The sequence below is a fragment of the Pseudidiomarina homiensis genome (assembly GCF_003987225.1).
In the GTDB taxonomy this organism is placed as follows: domain Bacteria; phylum Pseudomonadota; class Gammaproteobacteria; order Enterobacterales; family Alteromonadaceae; genus Pseudidiomarina; species Pseudidiomarina homiensis.
On the sequence record NZ_PIPX01000001.1, the window covers coordinates 1,736,070 to 1,759,181 of the forward strand.

The 23,112-nt window shown below is 50.5% G+C and carries 22 protein-coding genes; 9 read left to right on the forward strand and 13 right to left on the reverse strand.

Going from position 1 to position 23,112, the window contains the following annotated elements; all coding sequences use genetic code 11:
- Positions 1–176: 176 nt before the first annotated feature.
- Positions 177–2,951, reverse strand: coding sequence for a DNA polymerase I (gene polA / locus CWI70_RS08290; protein WP_126772188.1), 2,775 nt, complete (start codon positions 2,949–2,951; stop codon positions 177–179).
- A gap of 575 nt (positions 2,952–3,526) precedes the next feature.
- Between polA and CWI70_RS08295 the strand changes: the two genes are divergently transcribed.
- Entirely contained in the window at positions 3,527–3,805 is a 279-nt protein-coding gene (locus CWI70_RS08295; RefSeq protein ID WP_126772190.1) for a hypothetical protein, read from the forward strand.
- Here CWI70_RS08295 and aroE read toward each other — a convergent pair.
- The gene (gene aroE / locus CWI70_RS08300) at positions 3,802–4,638 is read right to left on the reverse strand and encodes a shikimate dehydrogenase (protein ID WP_126772192.1); all 837 of its coding nucleotides are present in this window, start codon (positions 4,636–4,638) and stop codon (positions 3,802–3,804) included. The genes CWI70_RS08295 and aroE overlap by 4 nt on opposite strands.
- Before the next feature lies 1 nt (position 4,639).
- On the opposite strand from aroE, the gene CWI70_RS08305 reads away from it, so the two are divergent.
- A complete protein-coding gene (locus CWI70_RS08305) occupies positions 4,640–5,053 on the forward strand; it encodes a group II truncated hemoglobin (RefSeq protein WP_126772194.1) in 414 nt (137 codons plus the stop codon).
- On the opposite strand, the gene hemF is transcribed toward CWI70_RS08305, so the two are convergent.
- Genes hemF through CWI70_RS08335 form a run of 6 tightly spaced genes read right to left on the reverse strand, consistent with a single transcriptional unit; the run spans position 5,050 to position 9,623 of the window.
- The gene (gene hemF / locus CWI70_RS08310; protein WP_126772850.1) at positions 5,050–5,967 is read right to left on the reverse strand and encodes an oxygen-dependent coproporphyrinogen oxidase; all 918 of its coding nucleotides are present in this window, start codon (positions 5,965–5,967) and stop codon (positions 5,050–5,052) included. The two genes, CWI70_RS08305 and hemF, sit on opposite strands and share 4 nt — an antisense overlap.
- Positions 5,968–5,969: 2 nt before the next feature.
- On the reverse strand, positions 5,970–6,521 hold the full coding sequence (gene tsaC, locus CWI70_RS08315; protein WP_126772196.1) for an L-threonylcarbamoyladenylate synthase type 1 TsaC: 552 nt from the start codon (positions 6,519–6,521) through the stop codon (positions 5,970–5,972).
- 13 nt (positions 6,522–6,534) lie between these two features.
- Positions 6,535–6,930 (reverse strand): DNA topoisomerase family protein, encoded by a 396-nt coding sequence (locus CWI70_RS08320; RefSeq protein ID WP_126772198.1) that lies wholly within the window; start codon positions 6,928–6,930, stop codon positions 6,535–6,537.
- Entirely contained in the window at positions 6,931–7,404 is a 474-nt protein-coding gene (locus CWI70_RS08325) for a DUF494 family protein (protein ID WP_126772200.1), read from the reverse strand.
- Positions 7,405–7,406: 2 nt separating this feature from the next.
- A complete protein-coding gene (gene dprA, locus CWI70_RS08330; RefSeq protein ID WP_126772202.1) occupies positions 7,407–8,471 on the reverse strand; it encodes a DNA-processing protein DprA in 1,065 nt (354 codons plus the stop codon).
- A 39-nt stretch (positions 8,472–8,510) separates the two neighbouring features.
- Positions 8,511–9,623 (reverse strand): LysM peptidoglycan-binding domain-containing protein, encoded by a 1,113-nt coding sequence (locus tag CWI70_RS08335; RefSeq protein WP_126772204.1) that lies wholly within the window; start codon positions 9,621–9,623, stop codon positions 8,511–8,513.
- An 81-nt stretch (positions 9,624–9,704) separates the two neighbouring features.
- On the opposite strand from CWI70_RS08335, the gene def reads away from it, so the two are divergent.
- Genes def through trkA form a run of 4 tightly spaced genes read left to right on the forward strand, consistent with a single transcriptional unit; the run spans position 9,705 to position 13,838 of the window.
- Positions 9,705–10,211 carry a peptide deformylase gene (def, locus tag CWI70_RS08340; protein WP_126772206.1) on the forward strand — a complete coding sequence of 169 codons (507 nt, stop codon included), beginning with the start codon at positions 9,705–9,707 and terminating at the stop codon, positions 10,209–10,211.
- Positions 10,212–10,217: 6 nt separating this feature from the next.
- Positions 10,218–11,174, forward strand: coding sequence for a methionyl-tRNA formyltransferase (fmt, locus tag CWI70_RS08345; RefSeq protein WP_126772207.1), 957 nt, complete (start codon positions 10,218–10,220; stop codon positions 11,172–11,174).
- Positions 11,167–12,465, forward strand: a complete 1,299-nt coding sequence (gene rsmB, locus CWI70_RS08350; RefSeq protein ID WP_126772209.1) for a 16S rRNA (cytosine(967)-C(5))-methyltransferase RsmB — start codon at positions 11,167–11,169, stop codon at positions 12,463–12,465. Before fmt ends, rsmB begins: the two co-directional genes overlap by 8 nt.
- The gene (gene trkA / locus CWI70_RS08355; protein WP_126772211.1) at positions 12,462–13,838 is read left to right on the forward strand and encodes a Trk system potassium transporter TrkA; all 1,377 of its coding nucleotides are present in this window, start codon (positions 12,462–12,464) and stop codon (positions 13,836–13,838) included. The genes rsmB and trkA overlap by 4 nt, the downstream gene beginning before the upstream one ends.
- Here the strand turns inward: trkA and CWI70_RS08360 are convergent.
- Genes CWI70_RS08360 through CWI70_RS08370 form a run of 3 tightly spaced genes read right to left on the reverse strand, consistent with a single transcriptional unit; the run spans position 13,835 to position 17,903 of the window.
- Positions 13,835–15,286, reverse strand: a complete 1,452-nt coding sequence (locus tag CWI70_RS08360) for a TrkH family potassium uptake protein (protein ID WP_126772213.1) — start codon at positions 15,284–15,286, stop codon at positions 13,835–13,837. The genes trkA and CWI70_RS08360 overlap by 4 nt on opposite strands.
- A 9-nt stretch (positions 15,287–15,295) precedes the next feature.
- The gene (locus CWI70_RS08365; protein WP_126772215.1) at positions 15,296–15,928 is read right to left on the reverse strand and encodes a YigZ family protein; all 633 of its coding nucleotides are present in this window, start codon (positions 15,926–15,928) and stop codon (positions 15,296–15,298) included.
- Positions 15,909–17,903: a transglycosylase SLT domain-containing protein gene (locus CWI70_RS08370; RefSeq protein WP_126772217.1), complete on the reverse strand. Its 1,995-nt coding sequence runs from the start codon at positions 17,901–17,903 to the stop codon at positions 15,909–15,911. Before CWI70_RS08370 ends, CWI70_RS08365 begins: the two co-directional genes overlap by 20 nt.
- Before the next feature lie 113 nt (positions 17,904–18,016).
- On the opposite strand from CWI70_RS08370, the gene fadB reads away from it, so the two are divergent.
- The 3 genes from fadB to tusA all read left to right on the forward strand — a co-directional run bounded on the left by fadB (position 18,017) and on the right by tusA (position 21,669).
- On the forward strand, positions 18,017–20,158 hold the full coding sequence (fadB, locus tag CWI70_RS08375) for a fatty acid oxidation complex subunit alpha FadB (protein ID WP_126772219.1): 2,142 nt from the start codon (positions 18,017–18,019) through the stop codon (positions 20,156–20,158).
- An 11-nt stretch (positions 20,159–20,169) separates the two neighbouring features.
- Positions 20,170–21,336 (forward strand): acetyl-CoA C-acyltransferase FadA, encoded by a 1,167-nt coding sequence (gene fadA / locus CWI70_RS08380; protein WP_126772220.1) that lies wholly within the window; start codon positions 20,170–20,172, stop codon positions 21,334–21,336.
- A 96-nt stretch (positions 21,337–21,432) separates the two neighbouring features.
- On the forward strand, positions 21,433–21,669 hold the full coding sequence (gene tusA, locus CWI70_RS08385; RefSeq protein ID WP_258240746.1) for a sulfurtransferase TusA: 237 nt from the start codon (positions 21,433–21,435) through the stop codon (positions 21,667–21,669).
- Between the two features lie 300 nt (positions 21,670–21,969).
- Here tusA and CWI70_RS08390 read toward each other — a convergent pair whose 3' ends face one another.
- Positions 21,970–22,449 carry a GNAT family N-acetyltransferase gene (locus CWI70_RS08390; RefSeq protein WP_126772224.1) on the reverse strand — a complete coding sequence of 160 codons (480 nt, stop codon included), beginning with the start codon at positions 22,447–22,449 and terminating at the stop codon, positions 21,970–21,972.
- Positions 22,442–23,056, reverse strand: a complete 615-nt coding sequence (locus tag CWI70_RS08395) for a DNA-3-methyladenine glycosylase I (protein WP_126772226.1) — start codon at positions 23,054–23,056, stop codon at positions 22,442–22,444. The genes CWI70_RS08390 and CWI70_RS08395 overlap by 8 nt, the downstream gene beginning before the upstream one ends.
- Positions 23,057–23,112: the final 56 nt, after the last annotated feature.

Consider the following 23,112-nt stretch of genomic DNA (forward strand, 5'->3'; position numbering starts at 1 on the left):
TCATGGCCGGGCAAAAAACTTACAATCCAGGGAGAGAACATCTCTGAAAGGACTTCGCAAACGGAACAAATAAACTCGTTTAATGCGCCTTTCACTAATTCTGACTGGTTGTTTTTTGATTAGTTCAAAAAAAATCCAAATTTCCCAAAAAAAGTTTTTATCCCAACAAAACCGCCTTAGTGAGCCTCATCCCAATTAGCACCAACGCCAGCTTCGGCAATTAATGGCACGTCAAGTTTGACCGCGGCTTCCATGATATCGACTAATTGCTTCTGCAACGATTCTACATGCTCTTCTTTTACTTCAAAAACCAATTCATCGTGAACTTGCATGATCAGCCACGCCTGTTCTTCGGTCACCTCTTTACGCATAAATTCGGCTACTTTGATCATCGCGTACTTTATGATGTCGGCAGCAGTACCTTGCATTGGGGCATTGATTGCTGCGCGCTCCGCAGCTTTGCGGCGAGCGCCGTTTTGAGCGCGAATTTCGGGTAGATGCAGACGTCGTCCGAATAACGTTTCAACAAATCCGTCGCGCTTAGCTTGTTGTCGCGTCCGTTCCATGTAGTCCTGTACGCCTGGGAAGCGCTCAAAATATTTGTCCATATAGAGCTGTGCTTCATTGCGCGGTATATCGAGTTGACGAGCTAAACCAAACGCTGACATGCCGTAGATCAGCCCAAAGTTGACCGCTTTAGCGCGGCGACGTTGCTCACTTGTAACCTCGTCTAACCCGACACCGAAAACCTCTGAAGCGGTTGCCTTGTGGATATCACGCCCTTTCGAGAACGCCTCAAGCAAATTCTTGTCTTGCGACAAGTGCGCCATAATACGCAGCTCAATCTGACTGTAGTCAATAGCCATGATGCGGTAACCCGCAGGGGCAGTAAACGCCTTACGAACGCGACGCCCAGCTTCCGTTCGAATTGGAATATTCTGCAGGTTTGGATCGCTCGACGACAATCGCCCAGTGGCAGTAACGGCTTGGTGATAAGAAGTATGAATGCGACTGGTACGCGGGTTAACCATCTTTGGTAATTTATCCGTGTAGGTCGATTTCAGCTTGCTTAAGCCTCGATGCTTCATGATGACGTCGGGAAGCGGGTAGTCAAGCGCCAATTCTTGCAGCACATCTTCGGCGGTCGACGGAGCGCCTTTGGGCGTCTTCTTACGAATCGGTAACTCAAGCTTTTCGAAAAGAATAGCTTGCAACTGTTTCGGTGAACCTAGGTTAAATTCTTCGCCAGCGATGGTGTATGCCTGCTCTTCCAGTTGCGCCAGTTCTAGTGCTATTTCATTGCTCTGCTTTGCCAGTAAGTGAGCGTCAATTTGCACACCCCGCTGCTCCATATCCACTAAAATAGGTAATAAGGGCAGCTCAATTTCAGTCAGTACACTCAAGAGCGATTTTTCTTTGCTCACCGCAGCCCATAATTTTTCGTGCAGACGCAGCGTTACATCCGCGTCCTCCGCCGCATAAGGTGCCGCTTCGTCGAGACCGATCTGATTAAACGTTAACTGTTTAGCACCTTTGCCTGCGATGTCTTCAAAGGAAACTGGCCGATGTCCTAAGTGTTGTAAGCTTAGACTGTCCATATCATGCCGTGATGCAACACTATTAAACACATAAGAGGCCAGCATGGTGTCGTTTTTGATTCCCGCCAACTTAATTCCATAGCGACGCAGAATGTGGCTATCGTATTTTAAGTTTTGGCCGACTTTTGTGGCTTTATCATTTTCCAACAGTGGTTTGAGTTTTTGCAGCACCAAGTCCCGTGATAATTGCTCCGGCGCTCCCGGGTAATCGTGCGCAACGGGCACATAAGCGGCTTTTCCGGGTTCACACGCAAACGATAAGCCAACTAAATCAGCTTCCATGTAGTTCAAACTCGTCGTCTCAGTGTCGAAAGCAAACACCTCTGCGCTCTCAAGTTTCGCCAACCAACCGTCAAGAGCTTCTTCGTCAAGCACAACGTCGTAATCATCGTGGCTGACCGTCGCTGCACTCGAGTTATCTTGATTGTCGCTCGACTGCTCAGTCACAGGCCCTTCTTGCATCAGCTCATCTAACCAGCGCTTAAACTCTAACTCAGTATAGAGTTCCCTAAGTTTATCGCGGTCGGCAGGCTGAATTTGCAGCGCCTCTGGCGTTATCCCATCAAGGTCAACATCGAGCTTGATAGTGGCGAGCTCACGTGACAACAGCAAGATATCTTTGTGCTCTCGCAGCTTCTCCGGCATCGTTTTAGCACCGCGAAAACCGAGTTCAGCGACCTTCTCTGGCGCATCATACATCGCATCAATCGACTGCATGCCTTGTAGCATAGCTAGTGCTGTTTTTTCACCGACCTTTCGCAAACCAGGAATATTGTCTGAACTATCGCCCATAAGAGCCAAGTAATCGATGATCTGGCCTGGTTCCACACCAAACTTATCTTTGACGCCTGCATCATCCAATAAAGTATTCGTCATGGTATTAATAAGCATAACGTGCTCATTCACCAACTGCGCCATATCTTTGTCGCCAGTACTGATCAAGGTAAAGCGACCTTGGTCTCCGGCTTGCCGCGCTAATGTACCGATGACATCGTCGGCCTCAACCTCATCGATGCAAAGTAGCGGTAAGCCCAGCGCTTTAACTATCGCGTGCAACGGCGCAATTTGCGAACGTAGATCGTCGGGCATCGGCGGGCGGTTTGCCTTGTATTCTTCATACATGTCATTGCGAAAGGTTTTACCCTTAGCATCGAACACCACAGCCATGTGCGACGGGTGATACTTCTTAATCAAACTGCGTAGCATGTTGACCACACCGAAGATGGCTCCGGTAGGCTCGCCAGCGCTTGTCGTGATGTGTGGAGGGGCGTAAAACGCACGAAATAAGTACGACGACCCATCAACGAGAATAAAAGGATTTTCGGGAACCTGAGGCGATTCTTTTGCGGCCATAGTTTACATGCTTTTTAGCTGTTTAATTGATGCCGCTAAGCATGCCACAGTCCCTAAGTTCTCGCCAGTTCCGATAGAACTTCAGACCTCGCGAAAAATGTGGATAGCATGTGGATAAGTCTGTTGACAATAAGATATCCCATCGTGATAAACGGCGAGGCCGTACGATGTCTTTGAGCTATAACCTATTGGTATATATGGGAATTTTTAGACTTCACATTCCCTGACAGCTTTATTTTTTTATAGTGTGTCAGTTGTGGAAACTGATCTTTCGCTTCACGAATCGCATACCTATTAAGAATAACGAATCTCATGAAGCTGAGGTTGATGTGTTATCCAACCGAACAGTAAGACTACCACATGTGGTCGGTTTTGCTAGCTCGCCAGTAAAGATTTTTAGAATGTTTTTCGCATATAGAAGTGCGTCATTAGATGATTTTGTAATCAGAATTAAGGGTTGAACTTTTCTATGATCATCGTCATATTAGAGTTCTCATAGGCAAAGCGACAAAGCATAAATTGGTCCGTCGCCGTCGTCGAAAGATAAGGTGTGACGTTACACGAGTAATCTTGTTATGGAGTTAGATTCAATGAGTCCTGCGCTAACTGACGCGATAGAGACTACGCCACAAGAACGTCGGCGCGGCGATTTTGACACTAAAGAATGGTGGCAACGTTTATCGATGGATCAAAAGTTTGGCGTTTATCAACTCAGTAAGTTCGGCTTCGAACTAGCGTTCATTCGTAACATGGCGAATGGCCCGATAGCGGTTGTTCGACGCAGCCGCGAATATGCAACCGTTGATCAAAGCGGTGAAGTGAATCTTAACCCTACGCTGCAAATCCGTGATTAACGAGGTTCGAGCGCCGCACGTATAGTCGGTAAGACGACTTCCGTGTTCGGCAGCTGCCCATCATGCCATAAGGCAAAAGCTAAGGCCGCTTGCTCAACTAACATCCCTAAACCGTCCGCACTCTGCTCGACGCCAGCTTGTTGCGCCTGTCGCAAAAACGGCGTCGGCACCCTTCCATACATCATGTCATAAGCTAAAGCGCTGTCTGCAAACCAATTAGGATGGATTGGTAACTCGGTGCCTGTTAACGAAGCCGAGGTGGCGTTGATGATAATACGGGGCCGACTGTTCGAGCCTGTCGGCGGTGGCGCTGACAGCTCCGCAAACGACATGGCTTGCAAGTCACCAAAGTCTTGTTGTAGCGCGGTAACCTTTGCACTACTTCGGTTTGCCATGACAATGGTTGCGCCGACCTGCTGCAGCGGTTCAATCACGCTGCTCGCCGCCCCACCTGCGCCAATAATCAGTACCTCACAACAGACATCAGCGCTTTTCAACAAGCGTTGCAGATCACGTACCAATCCTTCGCCGTCGGTCGTGTCGCCGGCAAGCTGCCCGCGGCCCAACGGGATCAGCGTATTAACAGCGCCGGCTCGCGCTGCACGGGGGGTTAGGTGGGTCACCAATTTTGCTGCCGTAGCTTTAAAAGGGACAGTCACGTTAGCACCAGCACCGCCAGTACGGAAAAACTTCGCCACCGCCTCTGCGAAACCTAATTTCGATGCTAAACTGCGCGTGTATTCAAGCTCGATACGCAGTTGTTTAGCAAACTGTTGATGTATTATCGGCGATAAACTATGTGCAATCGGATTACCAAAGACTGTAAATTTCATTATGTTGTCATTCTTGAAAAGTAAAAAAACCAGCGAACCTGCTTCACAATACCAACAACTTGGTGGCGAACAAGGGGTACGAGCCATGGCCGATCGCTTTTACGATATTATGGAAAGCGACCCACGAGCCAAAGATCTACTCGAACTCCACCCGCAGCCGCTAACTTCGATTCGACAAAAGTTTTTCGAGTTTCTCAGCGGCTGGTTTGGCGGCCCACAATTGTTTACAGCTAAATACGGCCACCCGCAGCTACGTGCGCGTCACCTACCGTTTCGCATTGACATCGACATGCGTGACCAGTGGTTGTTATGTATGTATCAAGTGCTTGACGAGCAAGTTGCCGATCCATTGCTGCATATGCAATTAAAGCAACAGTTTACACGCCTTGCGCATCACATGATTAACACTGACTAAAGCTCATTCAGCCAATCACGTGGGCGCAGATAATTCTCGTAAAGCCGAGCTTCGGGGGTGCCTGGCTCAGGTGAGTAGCCATACTCCCAGCGCACCAGCGGTGGCATTGACATTAAAATCGATTCGGTGCGGCCACCGGTTTGTAAACCGAACAACGTGCCGCGGTCCCAGACCAAATTAAATTCAACATAGCGTCCACGGCGATACAATTGAAATTGCCGTTCGCGGTCACCAAACGGGGTCGATTTGCGGCGTTCAATGATGGGGAGATAAGCCTCTAAATAAGCATCGCCCACCGCTCGCATAATGGCGAAACACTCCTCAAATGGCCGGTCGTTGAGATCATCAAAAAATAAACCGCCAACGCCGCGCGTCTCATCACGATGCTTTAGCCAAAAGTAGTCGTCACACCACGCTTTGAACTTTGGATACAAGTCAGACCCAAAAGGCTCCAGCGCTTGCTTCGCTATTTGGTGCCAGTGCTTAATGTCTTCATCAAAAGGATAGAAGGGTGTTAAGTCAAAGCCGCCACCAAACCACCAAACGGGCTCAGCTCCGTCTTTTTCCGCGATAAAGAAACGCACGTTAGCGTGACTGGTAGGCACATAAGGATTACTTGGATGCATTACCAGACTAACCCCACAGGCATTAAAGTTTCGGCCAGCAAGCTCGGGCCGATGCGCAGTCGCGGAAGCTGGCATCTGTTCGCCAAAAACGTGCGAGAAGCCAACACCGCCCTGCTCCAGTACATCGCCATCCCGTAATACGCGGGAACGACCGCCACCGCCGCCTTCACGTTGCCAGCTTTCTTCTGCGAAGGTAGCACCGCCATCGGCCGTTTCAAGCGCTTGGCAAATACGGTCTTGGAGGCCCTGTAAATAGCTGATGACTTCTGTTAACGCCGGGTGACTCATCATTAAGCTCGATAAATTTGGTTGGTAAGCGGATCAATAATTTTCGATGGACTCGTTGCACCGCCAACGGCTTCATCCATCACCCACGCCACTCGGTCAGCAAACGCATGCTGTACCGAAGCTGCTGTGGTTAATGCTGGCTCACCGGAGTAATTAGCGCTGGTAGACACAATGGCACTACCTAGGGCTCGGCATAACTGGCGGGCCGGTTCGTGTGCGGTCACGCGCACAGCGATTTTATCACTACCCCCAGTAAGCCAGTCGGGTGTCGTCGGTGCCGCCGGAAGCAGCAACGTAATTGGCCCTGGCCAATGGGAAAACACACTAAAGCGTTTATCTTGAGGAATTTTAAGATCAGCGACAAAGGGCACGAGCTGGCTGTAATCAGCAGCGAGTAAAATGAGACCTTTCTCAATTGGTCTTTGCTTGAGTTCCAGAAGTTTCACTACGGCTTGTTCATTGCGCGGGTCACAGCCTAAACCAAACACAGCCTCAGTGGGGTACGCTAACAACTCCCCGTTGGCAAAGGCCTCTTTTGCTGCTTGCCAGTCCATTTCATTCTCCTACTCAACGCATCTCTGATTTGTAATCGCAATCATCGTTACCGCAAATAAGACGTTCGCCAGCGGCGGTTTTCTTGCGCAGTAACAACGGATAGTTACAGGTAGGGCATGATTCTGCCACAGGTGGCAGCGGAACGGAAAACTTACATGCTGGATACGCATCACAAGCATAAAAAGAGTGACCGAAGCGACTGGTTTTCTGTACCAGTTTGCCTTTTTCGCAATTCGGACAAGGGACATCTGTACCTGGGTCAAAATCAGCGGAGGTCATGTAGTCGCAGTCTGGATAGCCACTGCAACCAACAAAAAGGCCATAACGGCCTTTTTTGAGTTGCAGTTCGCGCTGGCACCGGGGGCAAGGAACGCCCAGTGGTTGAGGTTCAAGAAAGTTGTCGGTCATTTAATGCAAGAGACCTTCCGGTTCCTCAAACAAAAGTCCTTCCATCTGATTGTAGGCATCTTCACAGCCTGGCACATTGAATAGCACCATCAACACCACCCACTTCAGATCGTCTAGTGTCACTTCTGGCATATCGAGTTCCATAACGCGATCCATGACCATCTCGCGGGTCGCAAAGTCAAGGACACCTAGATTCTCGAGGTACATTAAGAAGCCGCGGCTTGCACAATCCAAGCGCGCTGTTTCTTCAGCCGTAAACACTCGTGTCGCACTGCTTTGAGAACGATTAAGATAGGGTTTGGTTTGACTGTCCTGAAGGTCGGCCAAACGCTCTAACCACGCAAGCGCCTTGTGAATCTCTTGCTGACGGAAGCCCGCCCGCGTGAGTTCGTCGGTGAGCTCATCATGGTTCACCACCACCTCAACATCCGAGTGGATGAAGTTCTCGAACAGATACATGAGGATATCAAACATCTTTAGCGCCTCCCCACTCTAATATAACCACCGGCGACTGAAGCTACTCGGCCTTCTAATTCTAATAACACTAACTGCTCTGAAACCACAGCGACCGGTAGTCCGCTGCGCGCTACGATAGTGTCTATCGATGTAGCCTCATAGCCCACATTAGCCAACAATTGTGGGTTTGCCAAGCTTCGGTCGCAATTATTTTCACCCGCGCTAGCACTGCCCTCATCACTATATGGGGTCAGACGTTTCAAATTCAATTCGTTGAACACGTCATCAACTTTTACCACCAATGCAGCACCTTGCTGTAATAGCTGCAAATTCCCTGTCCGATGCGGGTTCCAAATACTACCTGGTAACACTAACAATGAGCGGTCATGTTCTAACGCCAAGCGCGCAGTAACCAATGAGCCGCTTTGCAACTTCGCTTCGATAATAAGAACGCCGAGTGCTAGGCCACTTAAAATACGATTACGTCGTGAAAAATGATCACGTTGTGCCGACATGCCGGGGGCGAACTCGGAAACCAACAAGCCGCTCTGCTCAATTTGTTGTTGCAACTGCCGATGTTGAGTCGGGGCTGCAATATCTGGCCCCGTGGCTAAAACAGCCAGCGTCGGCCCAGCCTTTAACGCGCCTTTATGGGCGTAGTGATCAACTCCTTTCGCCAACCCGCTACTCACAAGTAGCCCTGCTCGGGTGAGTTGCTCCGCGAAATAGGCCGCCTCAACTAGTCCTTCATGGCTAGCGGCACGGCTTCCCACTAGAGCAATTTGAGGTGCAGCTAAATAGTCGATATTTCCAGCGACAAAGAGCACTAATGGTGGATTATGTATGTTGCGTAAACGTTCTGGGTACATGGACGAAAACCAATGCACAACAAAGCGCGTGGGGCTTGCTCTACCGCCCTCCGCTAACCAGCGCTGAAGATGGTCGAGGTAGCGCTCCGGTAAGCTATCCAGATAGGGAGCGAGTAATGCTCGGCACTTTGCGAAACTCGCTAATTTACGGACACGATTGCGATCAGCGGCAGTCAGACGTGATAACGCCAAAAGCTCTGCGAGAGAGGGTTCCATAGCACTTCCTTGTGCGTGTGATTCATTAGTCGTTAGTCGTTAGTCGTTAGTCGTTAGAATTTTCGGGACAAAATAAGTGCCGACCTCAAACCATTCGTGGGCTTCAACGACCATTGCCATACTCATATTCGGGAAAGTTTTCACTATCAACAGCTCTGCACCCGCTTGATCGGGTAGACGAAGCGTGTCTCGCCACTTTCTCGATATATCGTCGTAAGGCTTATACAAATTCACAAACTCTGGCTTTTCGCCATCCATAAACACCCGAACTCCAGGGCGAATCGCTTGGAACATTTGACCAATCTCTACACCGTCGGCCGCGCCTTTATCGAGTACGACCATATCGTACTTGCCGTGCTTATTACGCGCATTCAATGAACCTACGACATGGCCATCGACCGGCGCACCGTTGGTCGGCACAATGATGTCAGGGAGATCGGTGTTTTGCGGCTGCAAAATAACGTCACCGCGACGAATTTCACGCTCCGGACTAATGAGCTCACCTTCAATTAAATCCACGTGATGAAGATTTACACGTACGCCAGCGACGTCACGTAACAGCACTTGGTCACCGAAACTATCCACTTGCGTAAACACGCGATACTTGCGGTCAAGTTCAACATTTCCCTTGATGAAAACCGGCGCCATACCGTTAATTCGTGGTGCCCCACGGTTATCGCCAACAATTTGTGGCATCCGCGAAATTTCACCACGCAACGCAATATGATGACCATCTAAAAATGGCTCTAATGCGGCGCGGTCGAACGTTGGGATTGGATTCCCTTTCGGCTCTAACTTGCCTTCGGGGTCAAGTGTTTTGGTAACCTTGCGACTGAGCTGCGGACGTCCATTTACCCAACTAAGAAGCAAACGATCACCGGGATAAATTAAGTGCGGATTAGCGATATCACTATTGACCCGCCATAATTCGGGCCAATGCCATGGGTCGTTAAGATACATTGCGGAGATATCCCATAGGGTATCGCCTTTTTTTACCACATATTCCTGCGGCGCATCTTCACGTAAACGGATGACGTCACCACGCGTTGTTGTGGTAGCCGAGGTCTCTTGTTGTTGGGTTGCGAGGGCCGTTGCTGGAGCAACCAGCAAAAAACCGATGACCGCAATCGCTTGGAATCGCCACGTAGTCATGTTGAGCTCCGTTGTAAACTCGTGTTTTCATCCCCAAATTACGTTAAAATTAGGCAAGATGAAACTAGCGAATGACGAGTTATGACTAAATTAACTATTTTAAAATACCCTGACGAACGTTTACGCACCGTCGCAGAACCAGTTACTAGTGTAGATGATAGTCTACGCGATACAATCGATGCGATGTTCGAAACTATGTACGACTCTAATGGTGTAGGCCTTGCGGCAACACAAGTCAATGTGCATAAACGCCTTTTTCTAGCTGATTGTAGTGAAGATCAGAGCGAACCGTTAGTTTTTATTAATCCAGAGATTACTGAAAAAGACGGATTATTTGCTAACGAAGAAGGGTGTTTATCGTTTCCTGGCGTTTATGCCAAAGTGGAACGCGCCAGCAAAGTGACGGTGAAAGCCCTTGATCGAAACGGTGAAGCGTTTTCCTTAACTGCCGAAGGATTGCTCGCAATTTGCATTCAACATGAACTCGATCATTTGAATGGCAAGTTATTTGTCGATTACTTATCGCCTTTAAAACGCGACCGTATTCGTAAAAAGCTCGAAAAAGAAGCCCGACTTCATGCGGTATAACCACTGATGCGCATCGTTTTTGCCGGAACCCCTGAGTTTGCTGCGGGCCACTTAGAAGCGCTATTTGCTGCGAAAGAGCACGAAGTTGTAGCGGTTTATACTCAGCCCGATCGTCCTGCTGGGCGTGGCAAAAAGCTACAAGCAAGTGCGGTTAAGCAGCTTGCTTTGGCGCATGATGTTGCGGTTGAGCAACCGGTATCGCTTAAAGACCCTGACGTTCAGGCGCAGTTAGCTAACTATCACGCCGATGTAATGGTTGTCGTGGCGTATGGCCTCATTTTGCCCGAAGCAGTGTTACGGATACCGACCTATGGGTGTATTAACGTGCACGGCTCACTGTTGCCGCGCTGGCGTGGTGCTGCACCAATTCAACGTGCGATTTGGGCAGGTGACACGCATGCAGGTGTCGCCATCATGCAAATGGAAGCCGGCTTAGATACAGGCCCGGTATTACTCGAAAAAGCACTCCCTATTGCCGCAGAAGAGACTTCGGCGAGTTTGTACGAAAAGCTAGCTAAGTTGGGCCCAGCTGCGCTGCTCGAATGTTTACACGAGTTACCGCAAAAACTAAGTACAGCGCAGCAACAAGACGAGACTTGTGTTACTTATGCCCACAAACTCAGTAAAGAAGAAGCGCAACTGAATTGGCAACAACCTGCTGTTGTTTTAGAGCGTTGGGTGCGCGCATTTAATCCGTGGCCAGTGGCTTGGCTGCGCAGCGCGACCGGCGAAACACTGAAAATCTGGCGCGCCGAAGTTCTTCCTGATACTTCTAAGGCTCTACCGGGAACGGTGTTATCCGCAGACAAAACAGGCATCGTCGTGAAAACTCAAGAAAACGCCTTACGCATTCTTGAATTGCAGCCAGCGGGGAAGAAGCCAATGCCTGCGGCAGACTTTCTCAACGGTCGCGCCGAACATTTTCCAGTCGGTCGCCAACTCGCTGGAGCTAACCATGAGTAATGGCGCCGCTTCACGAGCCGCAGCAGCACGTATCGTATTCGATGTTCTAGAACACGGACGCTCACTAAGCCAAACGCTCCCGCAACATACTGAGCAGTTTGACGGCCGCGATCGAGCTATGGTGCAGTCGTTGTGTTACGGCGTACTTCGTCATTTGCCCTTACTTAATGCCGCAATAGCATCTTTTGTTAGTAAGCCATTGAAGAAAGACCTTTTAATATTGCACCACTTGTTGTTAGTGGGCGCTTACCAACTCCTTTTTATGCGAACTTCGGACCATGCTGCTGTATCCGCCACGGTCGATGCCACAGAGCTGCTCAAAAAACGTCGACAGAAAGGCTTAGTCAACGCTATTTTACGTAATTTACAGCGCCAACGAGATACACTGCTAAGCAAGTTGCAAGCCGATCAAGATTTGAACCATGGCCACCCACGCTGGCTAGCGGAACAAATTCAATACGCCTACCCCGCTCAAGCGCCAGCCATTTTTGCTGCCAATAATGAGCAGGCGCCAATGTGGCTGCGCGTCAATATACAACAGGTTAGTGTTACCGATTTTATTACCGCTCTCGACGCCTATGACCCTGAACTAAGAGCCGAGCGGTCAAACGAAAGTGCAAGTATTCCGCTCACGCACGCGGTAGACGTCCGTCAACTCCCAGGATTCGCGGAAGGCTGGTTTTCAGTGCAGGACATCGCCGCGCAACAAGCTGCTCGACTACTCGAAGCTCAAGACGGCGAACGCATACTAGACTGTTGCGCCGCACCAGGTGGCAAGACTGCGCATATTCTTGAATTGGCACCGCAGGCCACGGTACATGCGTTAGATATTGATGAACAACGTTTGCAACGCGTCCGCGAGAACCTTGATCGACTGCAACTCCATGCACACGTGTTGTGTGGCGACGCAGCCAAGCATGAGCAATGGTGGGATGGCGAACTTTATGATCGCATTTTACTCGATGCACCCTGCTCTGCCACTGGCGTCATCCGCCGTCATCCAGATATCAAATGGCTGCGGAGACCAAGCGATATTGCGCAACTCGAACAAACACAATGCGAGTTACTCGATGCACTCTGGCCAATGCTGCGTCCGGGTGGTAGGTTAGTTTACGCCACATGTTCAATTTTACCGGCAGAGAATAAACAACAAATAGAAGCGTTTATGCAACGCCATGCCGACGCATCTGCGTTACCAACCGCGCCCGATGGCGCGACGTGTTGGCAGCGCTTACCGGGTGAACAAGGTGGTGATGGCTTCTTCTACGCAATAGTGGAAAAACAACTATGAAAATCGTCATCTTAGGTGGTGGACAAGTTGGGGGTACCCTCGCGGAGAACCTCGTTGGCGAAGACAACGATATTACCGTTGTGGATACTGACTTAGCGCGCTTAACTGAGCTGTCCGAAACCAATGATATTCGTACGGTTCAAGGATATGCATCGCACCCGCGGGTACTCCGCAATGCCGGCGTCGAAGATGCCGATATGCTGATTGCTGTCACCCCGAGTGACGAAACCAATATGCTTGCTTGTCAGATTGCATACACGCTATTTAAAACGCCACAACGCATTGCACGAATTCGCTCAGAAGCTTATATCGACTTCAAAGATCGCCTGTTCCATAAAGATGATGTTCCCGTCGATCACATTATCTCGCCTGAACAGCAAGTCACACATTACATAAAGCGACTAGTGGATTACCCAGGAGCCCTGCAGGTTATGGAGTTTGCTGGTGGGCGCGCGAGCCTAGTTGCGGTAAAAGCCTATTACGGCGGCAAATTGGTTGGCCATGCGATTTCGTCGTTGAAGGAACACATGCCCAATGTCGAGACGCGCGTCGCTGCAATATTTCGGCAAGGTAAAGCCATAAAACCTATGGGTACGACCATCATCGAAGCTGGTGATGAGGTGTTTTTCATTACGGATACGCGTTACGTGCGTATGGTAATGGAGGAAATGCAAAAGCTTGAGCATCAGTATCGACGGGTCATGATCGCGGGCGGTGGTAACGTGGGCGCGGGCTTGGCTCGTATGCTCGAAGAAAATCATCATGTTAAATTGGTCGAGCATAATAGTGAGCGTGCGGAAGTTCTTAATGAACAGTTACGCCACACTACGATTTTACAAGGTGACGCTTCAGATTCACGGTTGTTGAGTGACGAACATATTGAAGATGTCGATGTCTTCATTGCCGTAACCAACGATGATGAAGCCAATATCATGTCGGCCATGCTTGCCAAGAAAATGGGCGCCAAAAAGACCATGGTGCTCATTCAACGCCAAGCCTACGTCGATTTAGTCCAAGATAATGTGATTGATATTGCCATATCGCCACAGCGGGCAACGGTATCTGCCCTGCTCTCACTCATTCGTAAAGGTGACATCGTTAACGCTTATTCATTGCGTAAAGGTGCTGCCGAGGCAATTGAAGCGATTGCCCATGGTGACGAGAAGACTTCGAAGGTGGTTGGTCGCGTGATTAGTGAAATCAAGCTCCCTCCAGGTACCACCATTGGCGCGATTGTTCGTGGCCATGAAGTTATGATTGCGCATGACGATACGATGTTACAGCCTGACGACCACGTGATTTTGTTCTTGGTCGACAAAAAGTATATTCGTGAAGTTGAACGCCTGTTCCAGCCAAGCGCTCTGTTCTTCTAAGAGCGCCAGAACGTTGGTGTCAACAATACCAAAATCGTAAACACTTCAAGGCGACCAAACAGCATCGCGGCCACAAGTAACCACTTCGCCGTATCGGGAATCGTTGCATAATTCGCCGCAACGTCACCTAAACCTGGGCCCAAATTATTTAAGCACGCGGCGGTTGCAGAAAACGCAGTAATATCATCCAACCCGGTCGCCAACAGGCCCACCATGATGACGACAAACACCAACGCATAGGCTGCAAAAAAGCCCCACACCGCTTCAACCACCCGTTGTGGTAACACCCGATTGCCAAGCTTGACCGAGTAAACTCCCGCAGGGTGCACGAGCCGATTGAGTTCGCGTACGCCTTGGCGGAACAATAATACGACCCGCACAACCTTTAAACCACCTGCGGTTGAACTCGCGCAGCCACCAATGAAGCTGGCGAAAATCAACATTATTGGCAAAAACAGCGGCCACGCAGAAAAGTCTGTGGTCGCAAAGCCCGCGGTGGTACTAATTGAAACCGCCTGGAACATCGCTTGATTAAAAGCCGTTCCGGTATCCGCAAATTCTTTATGCACCAAGACAGTTGCGAACACTAAAAATACGAGAACGGCTTGAATCCCAAGAAAAGCGCGCACTTCTGGGTCGCGCAAGTAGTTCATTATGGAATGGTTCGTGGCTGCCGCATAATGCAGTGCGAAGTTGATTGATGACAACAGTAAGAACACCACGCAAATCGTGTTAATTGTACTGCTATCAAAGTACCCCATACTTGCATCGTAAGTACTGAAACCACCTACGGCTATGGTTGAAAAAGCATGCCCGATGGCATCGAACCAATTCATGCCAGCCAAGTAGTAAGCAAACGCGCAGGTGGCAGTTAGCGCTACATAAATGTACCAAAGGTGCTTCGCAGTATCGGCAATCCTTGGGGTCATTTTGGTATCTTTTTGTGGCCCCGGGATTTCCGCCCGATAAAGCTGCATACCGCCGATACCGAGCATCGGCATGATAGCCACGGCAAGAACGATGATCCCCATACCGCCAAGCCATTGCAGTTGTTGGCGGTAGAACAAGAGACTATGAGGGAGCGTTTCAATGCCTTGAATAACAGTGGCGCCAGTCGTCGTCAACCCGGAAAACGACTCAAACACCGCATCGGTAAATGACAGAGGAAGTTCTTCTGCAAACCACAGTGGCATAACCCCGACCATACCAAGAACCGTCCAAAAAAGTACCGTCAACAGAAAACCATCGCGAACTTTTAGGTCGGTGTGGATGCTACGGTTTGGGTACCAAACAAAGAAGCCGATCACCAAGCTAATTGCAAACGCCAGCATGAACGCCGTTCCGCCACCGTCACCGAAATACAATGCAACCGCCGCCGGAGGCAGCAAGGTCACACTAAACACACAAATCAATAATCCCAGTACTCGTAAAATACCTCGAAAGCGCACGGCGGTTCCTCAAGATTCTTTTAGTTCGACACGCCCTTGTGTCGCATTTTTTAAGGCTTCGGCTAAGTCTTCGAAGTCACTTTCAGCTACCGCAAGGTCGTGCTCGATAGCCGCAGCAAAGTCCTGATGTTGCGTCACAGCATCATAGTGGGCAAGCCAATGCGATACTATTTTTTGATCAGCATAATCGTAGTGTATATAAGCTGCTTTGCGTACCTTTTTTTCAATAAATTCTGCCGCTTGTAAAACATCGACCGTAGCTTGTGAATAAGCCCGCTGCAGTCCGCCGGTACCCAATTTGATACCGCCAAAATAGCGTGTCACGACCACAGAGAGTTCGCCTACCTCCTGCTTCAGAAGAACATTGAGCATCGGCCGCCCGGCGGTACCGCTTGGCTCACCATCATCACTCATTGCATACTGCTGACTCGCGTTAGGTGCACCAGCTACCGCAGCACTGCAATAATGACTGGCACCCGGCCAGCGGTGTTGACACTCAGCAATGTGCGCTTGATGCTCGGTAAGTGATACCACTGGCTTTAGTGAGGTGATAAAACGACTTTGCTTAACTTCAAGCTCGACGACAACCGCAGTTTTTGGAATTAGATAATGTTGCACAGCACTATAAACCAACGCTTTCACGGCTTATCTTCATAGTCGCAACATCAGCAAATCGATTCGCTGGAGCTTGCTCCGAAAGTAACAAGTAAATTTGCTGATACGCTAGAACATTCTTTACGTAGTCTCGTGTTTCTTTGTAGGGGATAGTTTCGATCCAACGATCCATCGCCATATTCTCTTGTGGTATCCACTCAGTCACGCGATAAATACCACCGTTATAGGCTGCCGTCGCCAGTACCCAATTGTCGCCTAGGCGACGCTTTAGATCGGCCAAGTACCGTGTTCCCAGCAGAATGTTGGTGTTTACGTTATACAAGTCGAACCGACTGTAATCACGGCGTCCAATATATTTAGCTGTACTCGGTAACAACTGCATTAAACCATGCGCTCCGGCATGGGAATAAGCATCGAAACGAAACGAGCTTTCGCGCCGCGAAATCGCCAAAGCCCATTCCAAATCGATTCCCGCAGACTGTGCATATTCGCGATGTTCATTTGCATAAGCGAAAGGAAAACGTTGTTCAATAGCCCCAAATTCGCCAAGTTGCCCTAGGGTATAAATGACCTGATCATGCCATCCCCACTGCGATGCCAAGACCGCCATCAACTCTTGCTCACGCGCACTGGTGTGCTGCAACAATTCATACCACTCGCGGCGTGCGTCCAGGTAACGTTGCAACTGCAAAAATTCATACGTGCGCTGCACTCCTGGAAGCTGTCTTACCGTATCCAGATCACTGGCCGAATAATTAATTTGTTCACGTGCTAGCTGCAATGGTGTGCCCAGCTTGGTCGCGGCAAGAAACCCGTAATAATTACGCTGATCTGCTATTTCTTCGAACTGCGCAAGAGCTTGTTGCGTTTGGCCCAGCTCTTCATATGCCCGGCCCCGCCAATAACGCCATTGTGCACTGCCACTTGCGGTTGCCATTTCGGCAACTGGGTCGTCAATAAAGGAGCGCCAAGCGCCCTCTCGAACCCACTCGGCCAGCTGCCACTGTAATGTTTGACTGTCATGTTCGGTCGGTTCGAGACGCGTTAGCCAGTTATGTGCTTGTTCATGATTCTTTGCGCTCAATGCCACCGAAAATTTTTGCTCTAATTCCGTCCACTGGGCGGATGAAAGTTTGATCCCTGCAGGTAAGTTACTGACGGTCTTGAGGGCGACATCAGGGTCACGCCAAATGAGACGACCGAGCCCATAAGCGACAATTTGTGCCGCGCGTTCTTGTGCCTTGCCTTTCTGCTCAGCCAAAGCGTCGAGCTCGCGCACTAAGTTAGCGGGATTTCGGCGTACCTGTCGATAACTCAAAATCAGCGACCGTGTAGGCTCCTCAACGAGACCAGCTAGATAAGGTAACAGGGTGTGCTTGCCATCTTCGGCTGCCAATCTGGCCCGCCGCCAAACAAGTTCTTCCGTACGATTACCAGCTTTGTTCCATGTCGCCAACAACGGATCGCATTCCTTGGGTAAGGATTCCCCCGTCTGCCAAAGCTGATCAACTGCGCGCATTACTGCGGCACGTGGCTGCGTTTTTTGGGTAAGTGTAAAGCGCCAAAAATAACAACGATGGTCGAGTCGACCGGGGTGGCGAAAATCCCGAAGAAAGCGCTGTTGCTCATTATTACGGGCTAAGTAATCTAACCACGGCGTACGCAGCTGCCAATCGAGTGGCGTTTTCTGCATGGCATTAAAGAAGCGTAATACGCGGTCTTCATTTGCGAGATAGCCCACTTGCTGCAGGCGTTCAAGTTCTAGATAGGGTGTCAGCGGATAATCCGTGAGTTGCTCAAGAAGTTGTTGATATTCAATTAAGCGTCCTCGTTTAGCAGCATACTCAGCTTTCACAAACAGCTCACGTTGCTCGCTCCGTTGTTCGATATTCGCCAACACAGGATCGTGAATTTTCGGCTCAGACCAGCCGCTCGAGCTCCACAGCAAACTTGCGAAGGCTGTAAACAGAAGCGCACAACTTGTACCACTTAATGTCCGCATAATTTCAAACGCTCGTTTAAATAATCATTGAAAAATGAGCCTATTCGAGCCAAACTCTCGTAACGACTAATCATACGCTAACCGAAAGCAATCTGAAAATCAGGAGACCTTTTATGATTTATCAGGGTGATAGCATTCGGGTTGAGTTTGTTACTGACGGCATTGCCGAGTTGCAATTTGCAGCCGCTGGCTCAGTTAACAAATTCGACCAGAAAACCTTGGAAGAATTCAGTCAGGCTTTAGCGAAACTCGCCGAAACCCAAGACCTGCGTGGCGTTATTGTCACCAGTAGCAAACCTACCTTCATTGTAGGCGCTGATATTACCGAATTCCAAACCTTGTTCGCAGATGTCGAGCAAACCAAGAAATGGGTACACAAAGCCTCACGCGTCTTTGATCAGCTCGAAGATCTGCCAGTACCAACAGTTGCGGCAGTGACCGGCTTTGCGCTTGGCGGCGGCTGTGAAGCCACGCTCGCTTGTGACTACCGCGTTGCCGATACCACCGCAACCATCGGCTTGCCAGAAGTAAAACTCGGTTTGATTCCTGGCTTCGGTGGCGTAGTGCGTTTACCTCGCATCATTGGGCCAGATAACGCCCTCGAGTGGATCACCACCGGTAAAAACAACTCAGCGGCGGCTGCGCAGAAAGTTGGCCTGATTGACGCTGTAGTAGCTCCAGAAAAACTACGTGACGCAGCTTTAGATATCGTCAAGCAAGCCATCGCCGGCGATCTTGATTGGCAGGCGAAGCGCCAGCCAAAACTCGAAGCTCTGCAAGCCAATGACACCGAGCTCACCATGACCTTGGTCACCGCTAAAGGGATGGTGGCAGCGAAAGCTGGCAAGCACTACCCGGCACCACACGCCGCCATCAAAGCGATTGAAGATGGTGCACGCCATGGCCGTGAAGAAGCATTGAATGCCGAAAACAAAGCGTTCGTTGGCCTCACGCAAACCGACGCTTGTCAGGCACAAGTTGGCATTTTCATGGCCGACCAAATGGTCAAAGGTAAAGCCAAGAAAGCGGCCAAACAAGCGACCAAAGAAATCAAGTCAGCAGCAGTCCTTGGCGCCGGCATCATGGGTGGCGGTATCGCCTACCAGTCAGCCTACAAAGGCGTGCCGGTGGTAATGAAAGATATTCGCCAAGAAGCCTTAGACCAAGGCATGGGCGAAGCCAGCAAGATTCTTGGTAAGTTGGTTGAGCGCGGCAAAATTGACCATAAAAAGATGGCCAAAATCTTGTCATCGATTACCCCTACTCTGCTCGATGAAGCCGTCAAAGACGTCGACATCGTCGTTGAAGCCGTGGTCGAAAATCCAGACGTGAAAGGCAAAGTGCTGGCGGGTATGGAAGATGTTGTCGCCGATGACGCTATCATTGTGTCGAACACCTCAACCATTTCCATCGACCGCTTAGCGAAGAACCTGAAAGATCCTTCACGCTTCTGTGGCATGCACTTCTTTAACCCAGTGCACAAAATGCCATTGGTCGAAATTATCCGCGGCGAGAAAACCTCCGACGATACCGTCAATGCCGTTGTGGCGTACGCCGCACGCATGGGTAAAACCGCAATCGTCGTCAACGATTGCCCTGGCTTCTTGGTCAACCGCGTATTATTCCCTTACCTCGCCGGCTTCGCTGGTATGGTCGACGAAGGCGTAGATTTCGCCGGCATCGACAAGGTTATGGAGCGTCAGTTTGGCTGGCCAATGGGTCCTGCTTATCTGTCGGACGTGGTTGGCATCGACACCGCCGATCACTGCACCGTGGTGATGGCTGATGGCTTCCCATCACGCATGCCTCGTGATACCAGCAGTGCCATTGCCAAGCTTGCCGCCGCCGACCGCTACGGTCAGAAAAATGGCAAAGGCTTCTACAACTACGGCGTCGACAAAAAGGGCCGCCCTAGCAAAGAAAAAGCACCAGAAGTTTATGAAATGCTGGGAATTTCAGGCAAAGAACTCAGTGCCGAAGAAATCATTGCCCGCACCATGGTACCAATGGTCAACGAATGTGTACGCTGCCTCGAAGAAGGCATCGTCGGGTCTGCGGCAGAGTGCGACATCGCACTCTTATACGGATTAGGCTTTCCGCCGTTCCGTGGCGGCCCATTCCGTTACCTTGAAACCATGGGCTTGGCCAACTTTGTTGAGCTGGCCGACAAATACGCGCATTTAGGTGAAATGTATCAAGTCACCGATGGCCTGCGTGAAATGGCGAAAGCCGGTAAATCGTACTTTGCAGGCTAACGGAGGAAATTATGAAAGACGTAGTAATTGTCGATTGTATTCGTACCCCAATGGGGCGCTCGAAAAACGGCGTATTTCGCAACGTGCGTGCCGAGGACCTCTCTGCGCACCTGATGAAAGGCCTGCTGGAGCGTAACCCAGAAGTCGACGTGAACGAACTCGAAGACATCTACTGGGGCTGCGTACAGCAGACCCTAGAACAAGGCTTCAACGTAGCCCGTAACGCCGCGTTGATTGCGGGCATTCCGCACCATGTTGCCGCAGTGACTGTGAACCGCCTCTGTGGCTCATCCATGCAAGCCATTCACGACGCAGCACGCGCCATCATGGCCGGCGACGGGGACATCTTCATCGCTGGCGGTGTCGAACACATGGGTCACGTCCCCATGACTCACGGCATCGATTTCCACCCAGGCATGAACAAGTCCGTCGCCCGCGCCTCTGGCTCGATGGGCATGACCGCCGAGTTGTTGGCACGCAAGTTCGAGATCGACCGCGCCGCACAAGACGCTTTTGGCGCGCGCTCACATCAACGGGCGCATCAAGCCACCGTCGACGGCCGCTTCGCTAAAGAAATCTTGCCCATCGAAGGGCACGACGCCGACGGCATATTACGCCTGATTAGAGACGACGAAGTGATTCGCCCAGAGACCACAGTCGAAGGCTTATCGCAGTTGCGTCCAGTATTCGACCCGGCCAACGGCACCGTGACCGCAGGTACATCTTCTGCGCTGTCAGACGGCGCCGCAGCCATGCTGATCATGTCCGCCGACAAAGCCAAAGCCCTTGGCTTGAAGCCACGGGCGAAAATTCGCTCCATGGCCGTCGCTGGTTGCGATCCATCGATTATGGGCTTCGGTCCAGTACCAGCCACTAAAAAAGCCTTGAAACGCGCTGGCTTGAGCATCGATGACATCGATCTATTCGAACTTAACGAAGCCTTCGCCGCACAATCATTACCGGTGCTCAAAGGCCTCGGCATACTCGATAAGATGGATGAAAAAGTAAACCTTAACGGCGGCGCCATCGCCCTCGGTCACCCACTCGGCTGTTCAGGTGCGCGCATCTCGACCACCTTGCTCAACCTGATGGAAGACAAAGGCGCCACCCTCGGCTTAGCCACCATGTGTATCGGCTTGGGCCAAGGCATCGCCACCGTGTTTGAGCGCCTCGACTAAGCCGCGCTTTTGCACAACACGGATTTACCGTAAAATAAACGCCGTATCCCGTTGGGATGCGGCGTTTTTGTTTTATCAGCGGACTCAAAAGGAAAAATCGTGTCAGAAACCAGCACCGAAACCCTCGACACCCTCGGCCTACGTTGCCCCGAGCCAGTGATGCTGATCCGCGCCGCCATCCGCAAACTCGAGTCGGGTGCCCTACTCGAAGTCATCGCCGACGATCCAGCCACCACCCGCGACATCCCCAGCTTCTGCCGTTTTATGGATCATGAGTTGGTGCTCGCCGAAACTGCAGCTACGCCGTATCGCTACGTGATCCGTAAGGGGTGAGGCGAAGAGCGATGTTTGCTATTTGCTGTTCGCTGTTTGTTTAGGGCGAAAAGCGTTATTCGTTATTCGAAAAGCGAAGGCCGGATGTGAGGTTCTAACTCGAGTAGCAAGGGTGTCTGCCGCAGGGATGCGGCAGGCAAGCCCCCAAGGATGGGTTCACGGCGTCCGTTGCTACTTGAGTTAGAACCTCGCAGGGAGGCCTTCGCACTGCCGCAGGGATGCGGCACACAAGCCCCCAGGGAAGGGTTCACGGCGTCCCTTGGTACTTGGGCTGCAACCTCACACAAAGGCCTTCGCCGCTTAGATGTACTTTTGCCAGAACTCGGCTTTGCCGTTGGCTTCGTCGAGTTGGTAGGGCTTGAAGCCGAATTTGTCGTAGGCGATTTTTGCTGGCTCGTTGCCTTGCAGCACCTCGAGCGTGAGCTTCACGCAGCCACGGAATTGCGCTAGGGTTTCTACTTCTTGTAGCAGACGCTTAGCAATGCCTTTGCCGCGGAAGTCCTTGATAACAGCAATATCGTGGATGTTCATCACTGGCTTAGCCGCAAAAGTCGAAAAACCTTCCACACAGTTAGCCAAACCTACCGGCTCATCGTCGACAAAGGCCAATAGCGAAAAAACATAATCGCGCTTCGCCATTTCATCGACCAAGTTTTCCTTGGTTTCTTCCGGCAATGCCTCGCCGCCGCCCATTGGGTCTTGCGCATAATCATTTAACATCGCAACTACCGCTTGGCGGTGCTTCGGATTTTGGTAATCCGCTAAAATAATTTCAACCATGATGCTCTCGTGCTGTTAGAGAAAAATCACGCATTTCACGACATACTTCGTCGTAGCAATGACAGTGCACCACATGGTCGTTGACCATGCCCACCGCTTGCATAAATGCGTAACAGATTGTCGTGCCCACAAAGCTAAAACCCGCTTTCTTTAAGGCTTTGGCCATCCTATCAGAAACCTCGTCAGAAGTCGGTATGTCGCCCCCCTGCCGAGCGAAAATTCGTGGCGTTCCATCGCTGAATTGCCACAGAAAGTCATTAAACGCGATACCTTGCTCACGTAATTGCAGATAGGCCCGCGCATTCTTAAAAATAGACTCGATTTTAAGCCGATTACGAATAATACCCGCATTCTGCATCAAATCTTCTTTGTAACTTTCTGGAAGTTGTACGATTTGCTCGGGATCGAAATCACAATACGCCTGTTCGTAATTGTCTTGCTTGCGCAAAATCGTTATCCAACTCAAACCAGCTTGCTGACCATCTAAACAGAGCTTGGCGAACAACTCTTGGCTGTCGGCCACTGGCCGTCCCCATACCTTATCGTGGTAACGCATATATTGCGGGTCATCACCGCACCAACTGCACCGCTTCAAGTTGTCTGGCATTTTTCACTTGGCTCCTGTAGCCATGCCCTGTCACCAAGGCTGAATAAAGGTTATAA

Excerpts from the sequence above, each read along its gene's own strand:
- fadA (WP_126772220.1), top strand. The coding sequence starts at position 20,170 with ATGAAAGACGTAGTAATTGTCGATTGTATTCGTACCCCAATGGGGCGC.
- CWI70_RS08325 (WP_126772200.1), bottom strand. The coding sequence starts at position 7,404 with ATGTTTGATATCCTCATGTATCTGTTCGAGAACTTCATCCACTCGGAT.
- fadB (WP_126772219.1), top strand. The coding sequence starts at position 18,017 with ATGATTTATCAGGGTGATAGCATTCGGGTTGAGTTTGTTACTGACGGC.
- polA (WP_126772188.1), bottom strand. The coding sequence starts at position 2,951 with ATGGCCGCAAAAGAATCGCCTCAGGTTCCCGAAAATCCTTTTATTCTC.
- dprA (WP_126772202.1), bottom strand. The coding sequence starts at position 8,471 with ATGGAACCCTCTCTCGCAGAGCTTTTGGCGTTATCACGTCTGACTGCC.
- CWI70_RS08295 (WP_126772190.1), top strand. The coding sequence starts at position 3,527 with ATGGAGTTAGATTCAATGAGTCCTGCGCTAACTGACGCGATAGAGACT.
- CWI70_RS08370 (WP_126772217.1), bottom strand. The coding sequence starts at position 17,903 with ATGCGGACATTAAGTGGTACAAGTTGTGCGCTTCTGTTTACAGCCTTC.
- tsaC (WP_126772196.1), bottom strand. The coding sequence starts at position 6,521 with ATGGACTGGCAAGCAGCAAAAGAGGCCTTTGCCAACGGGGAGTTGTTA.
- CWI70_RS08395 (WP_126772226.1), bottom strand. The coding sequence starts at position 23,056 with ATGCCAGACAACTTGAAGCGGTGCAGTTGGTGCGGTGATGACCCGCAA.
- fmt (WP_126772207.1), top strand. The coding sequence starts at position 10,218 with ATGCGCATCGTTTTTGCCGGAACCCCTGAGTTTGCTGCGGGCCACTTA.
- CWI70_RS08335 (WP_126772204.1), bottom strand. The coding sequence starts at position 9,623 with ATGACTACGTGGCGATTCCAAGCGATTGCGGTCATCGGTTTTTTGCTG.
- aroE (WP_126772192.1), bottom strand. The coding sequence starts at position 4,638 with ATGAAATTTACAGTCTTTGGTAATCCGATTGCACATAGTTTATCGCCG.
- CWI70_RS08390 (WP_126772224.1), bottom strand. The coding sequence starts at position 22,449 with ATGGTTGAAATTATTTTAGCGGATTACCAAAATCCGAAGCACCGCCAA.
- rsmB (WP_126772209.1), top strand. The coding sequence starts at position 11,167 with ATGAGTAATGGCGCCGCTTCACGAGCCGCAGCAGCACGTATCGTATTC.
- trkA (WP_126772211.1), top strand. The coding sequence starts at position 12,462 with ATGAAAATCGTCATCTTAGGTGGTGGACAAGTTGGGGGTACCCTCGCG.
- hemF (WP_126772850.1), bottom strand. The coding sequence starts at position 5,967 with ATGAGTCACCCGGCGTTAACAGAAGTCATCAGCTATTTACAGGGCCTC.
- CWI70_RS08320 (WP_126772198.1), bottom strand. The coding sequence starts at position 6,930 with ATGACCGACAACTTTCTTGAACCTCAACCACTGGGCGTTCCTTGCCCC.
- def (WP_126772206.1), top strand. The coding sequence starts at position 9,705 with ATGACTAAATTAACTATTTTAAAATACCCTGACGAACGTTTACGCACC.
- CWI70_RS08305 (WP_126772194.1), top strand. The coding sequence starts at position 4,640 with ATGTTGTCATTCTTGAAAAGTAAAAAAACCAGCGAACCTGCTTCACAA.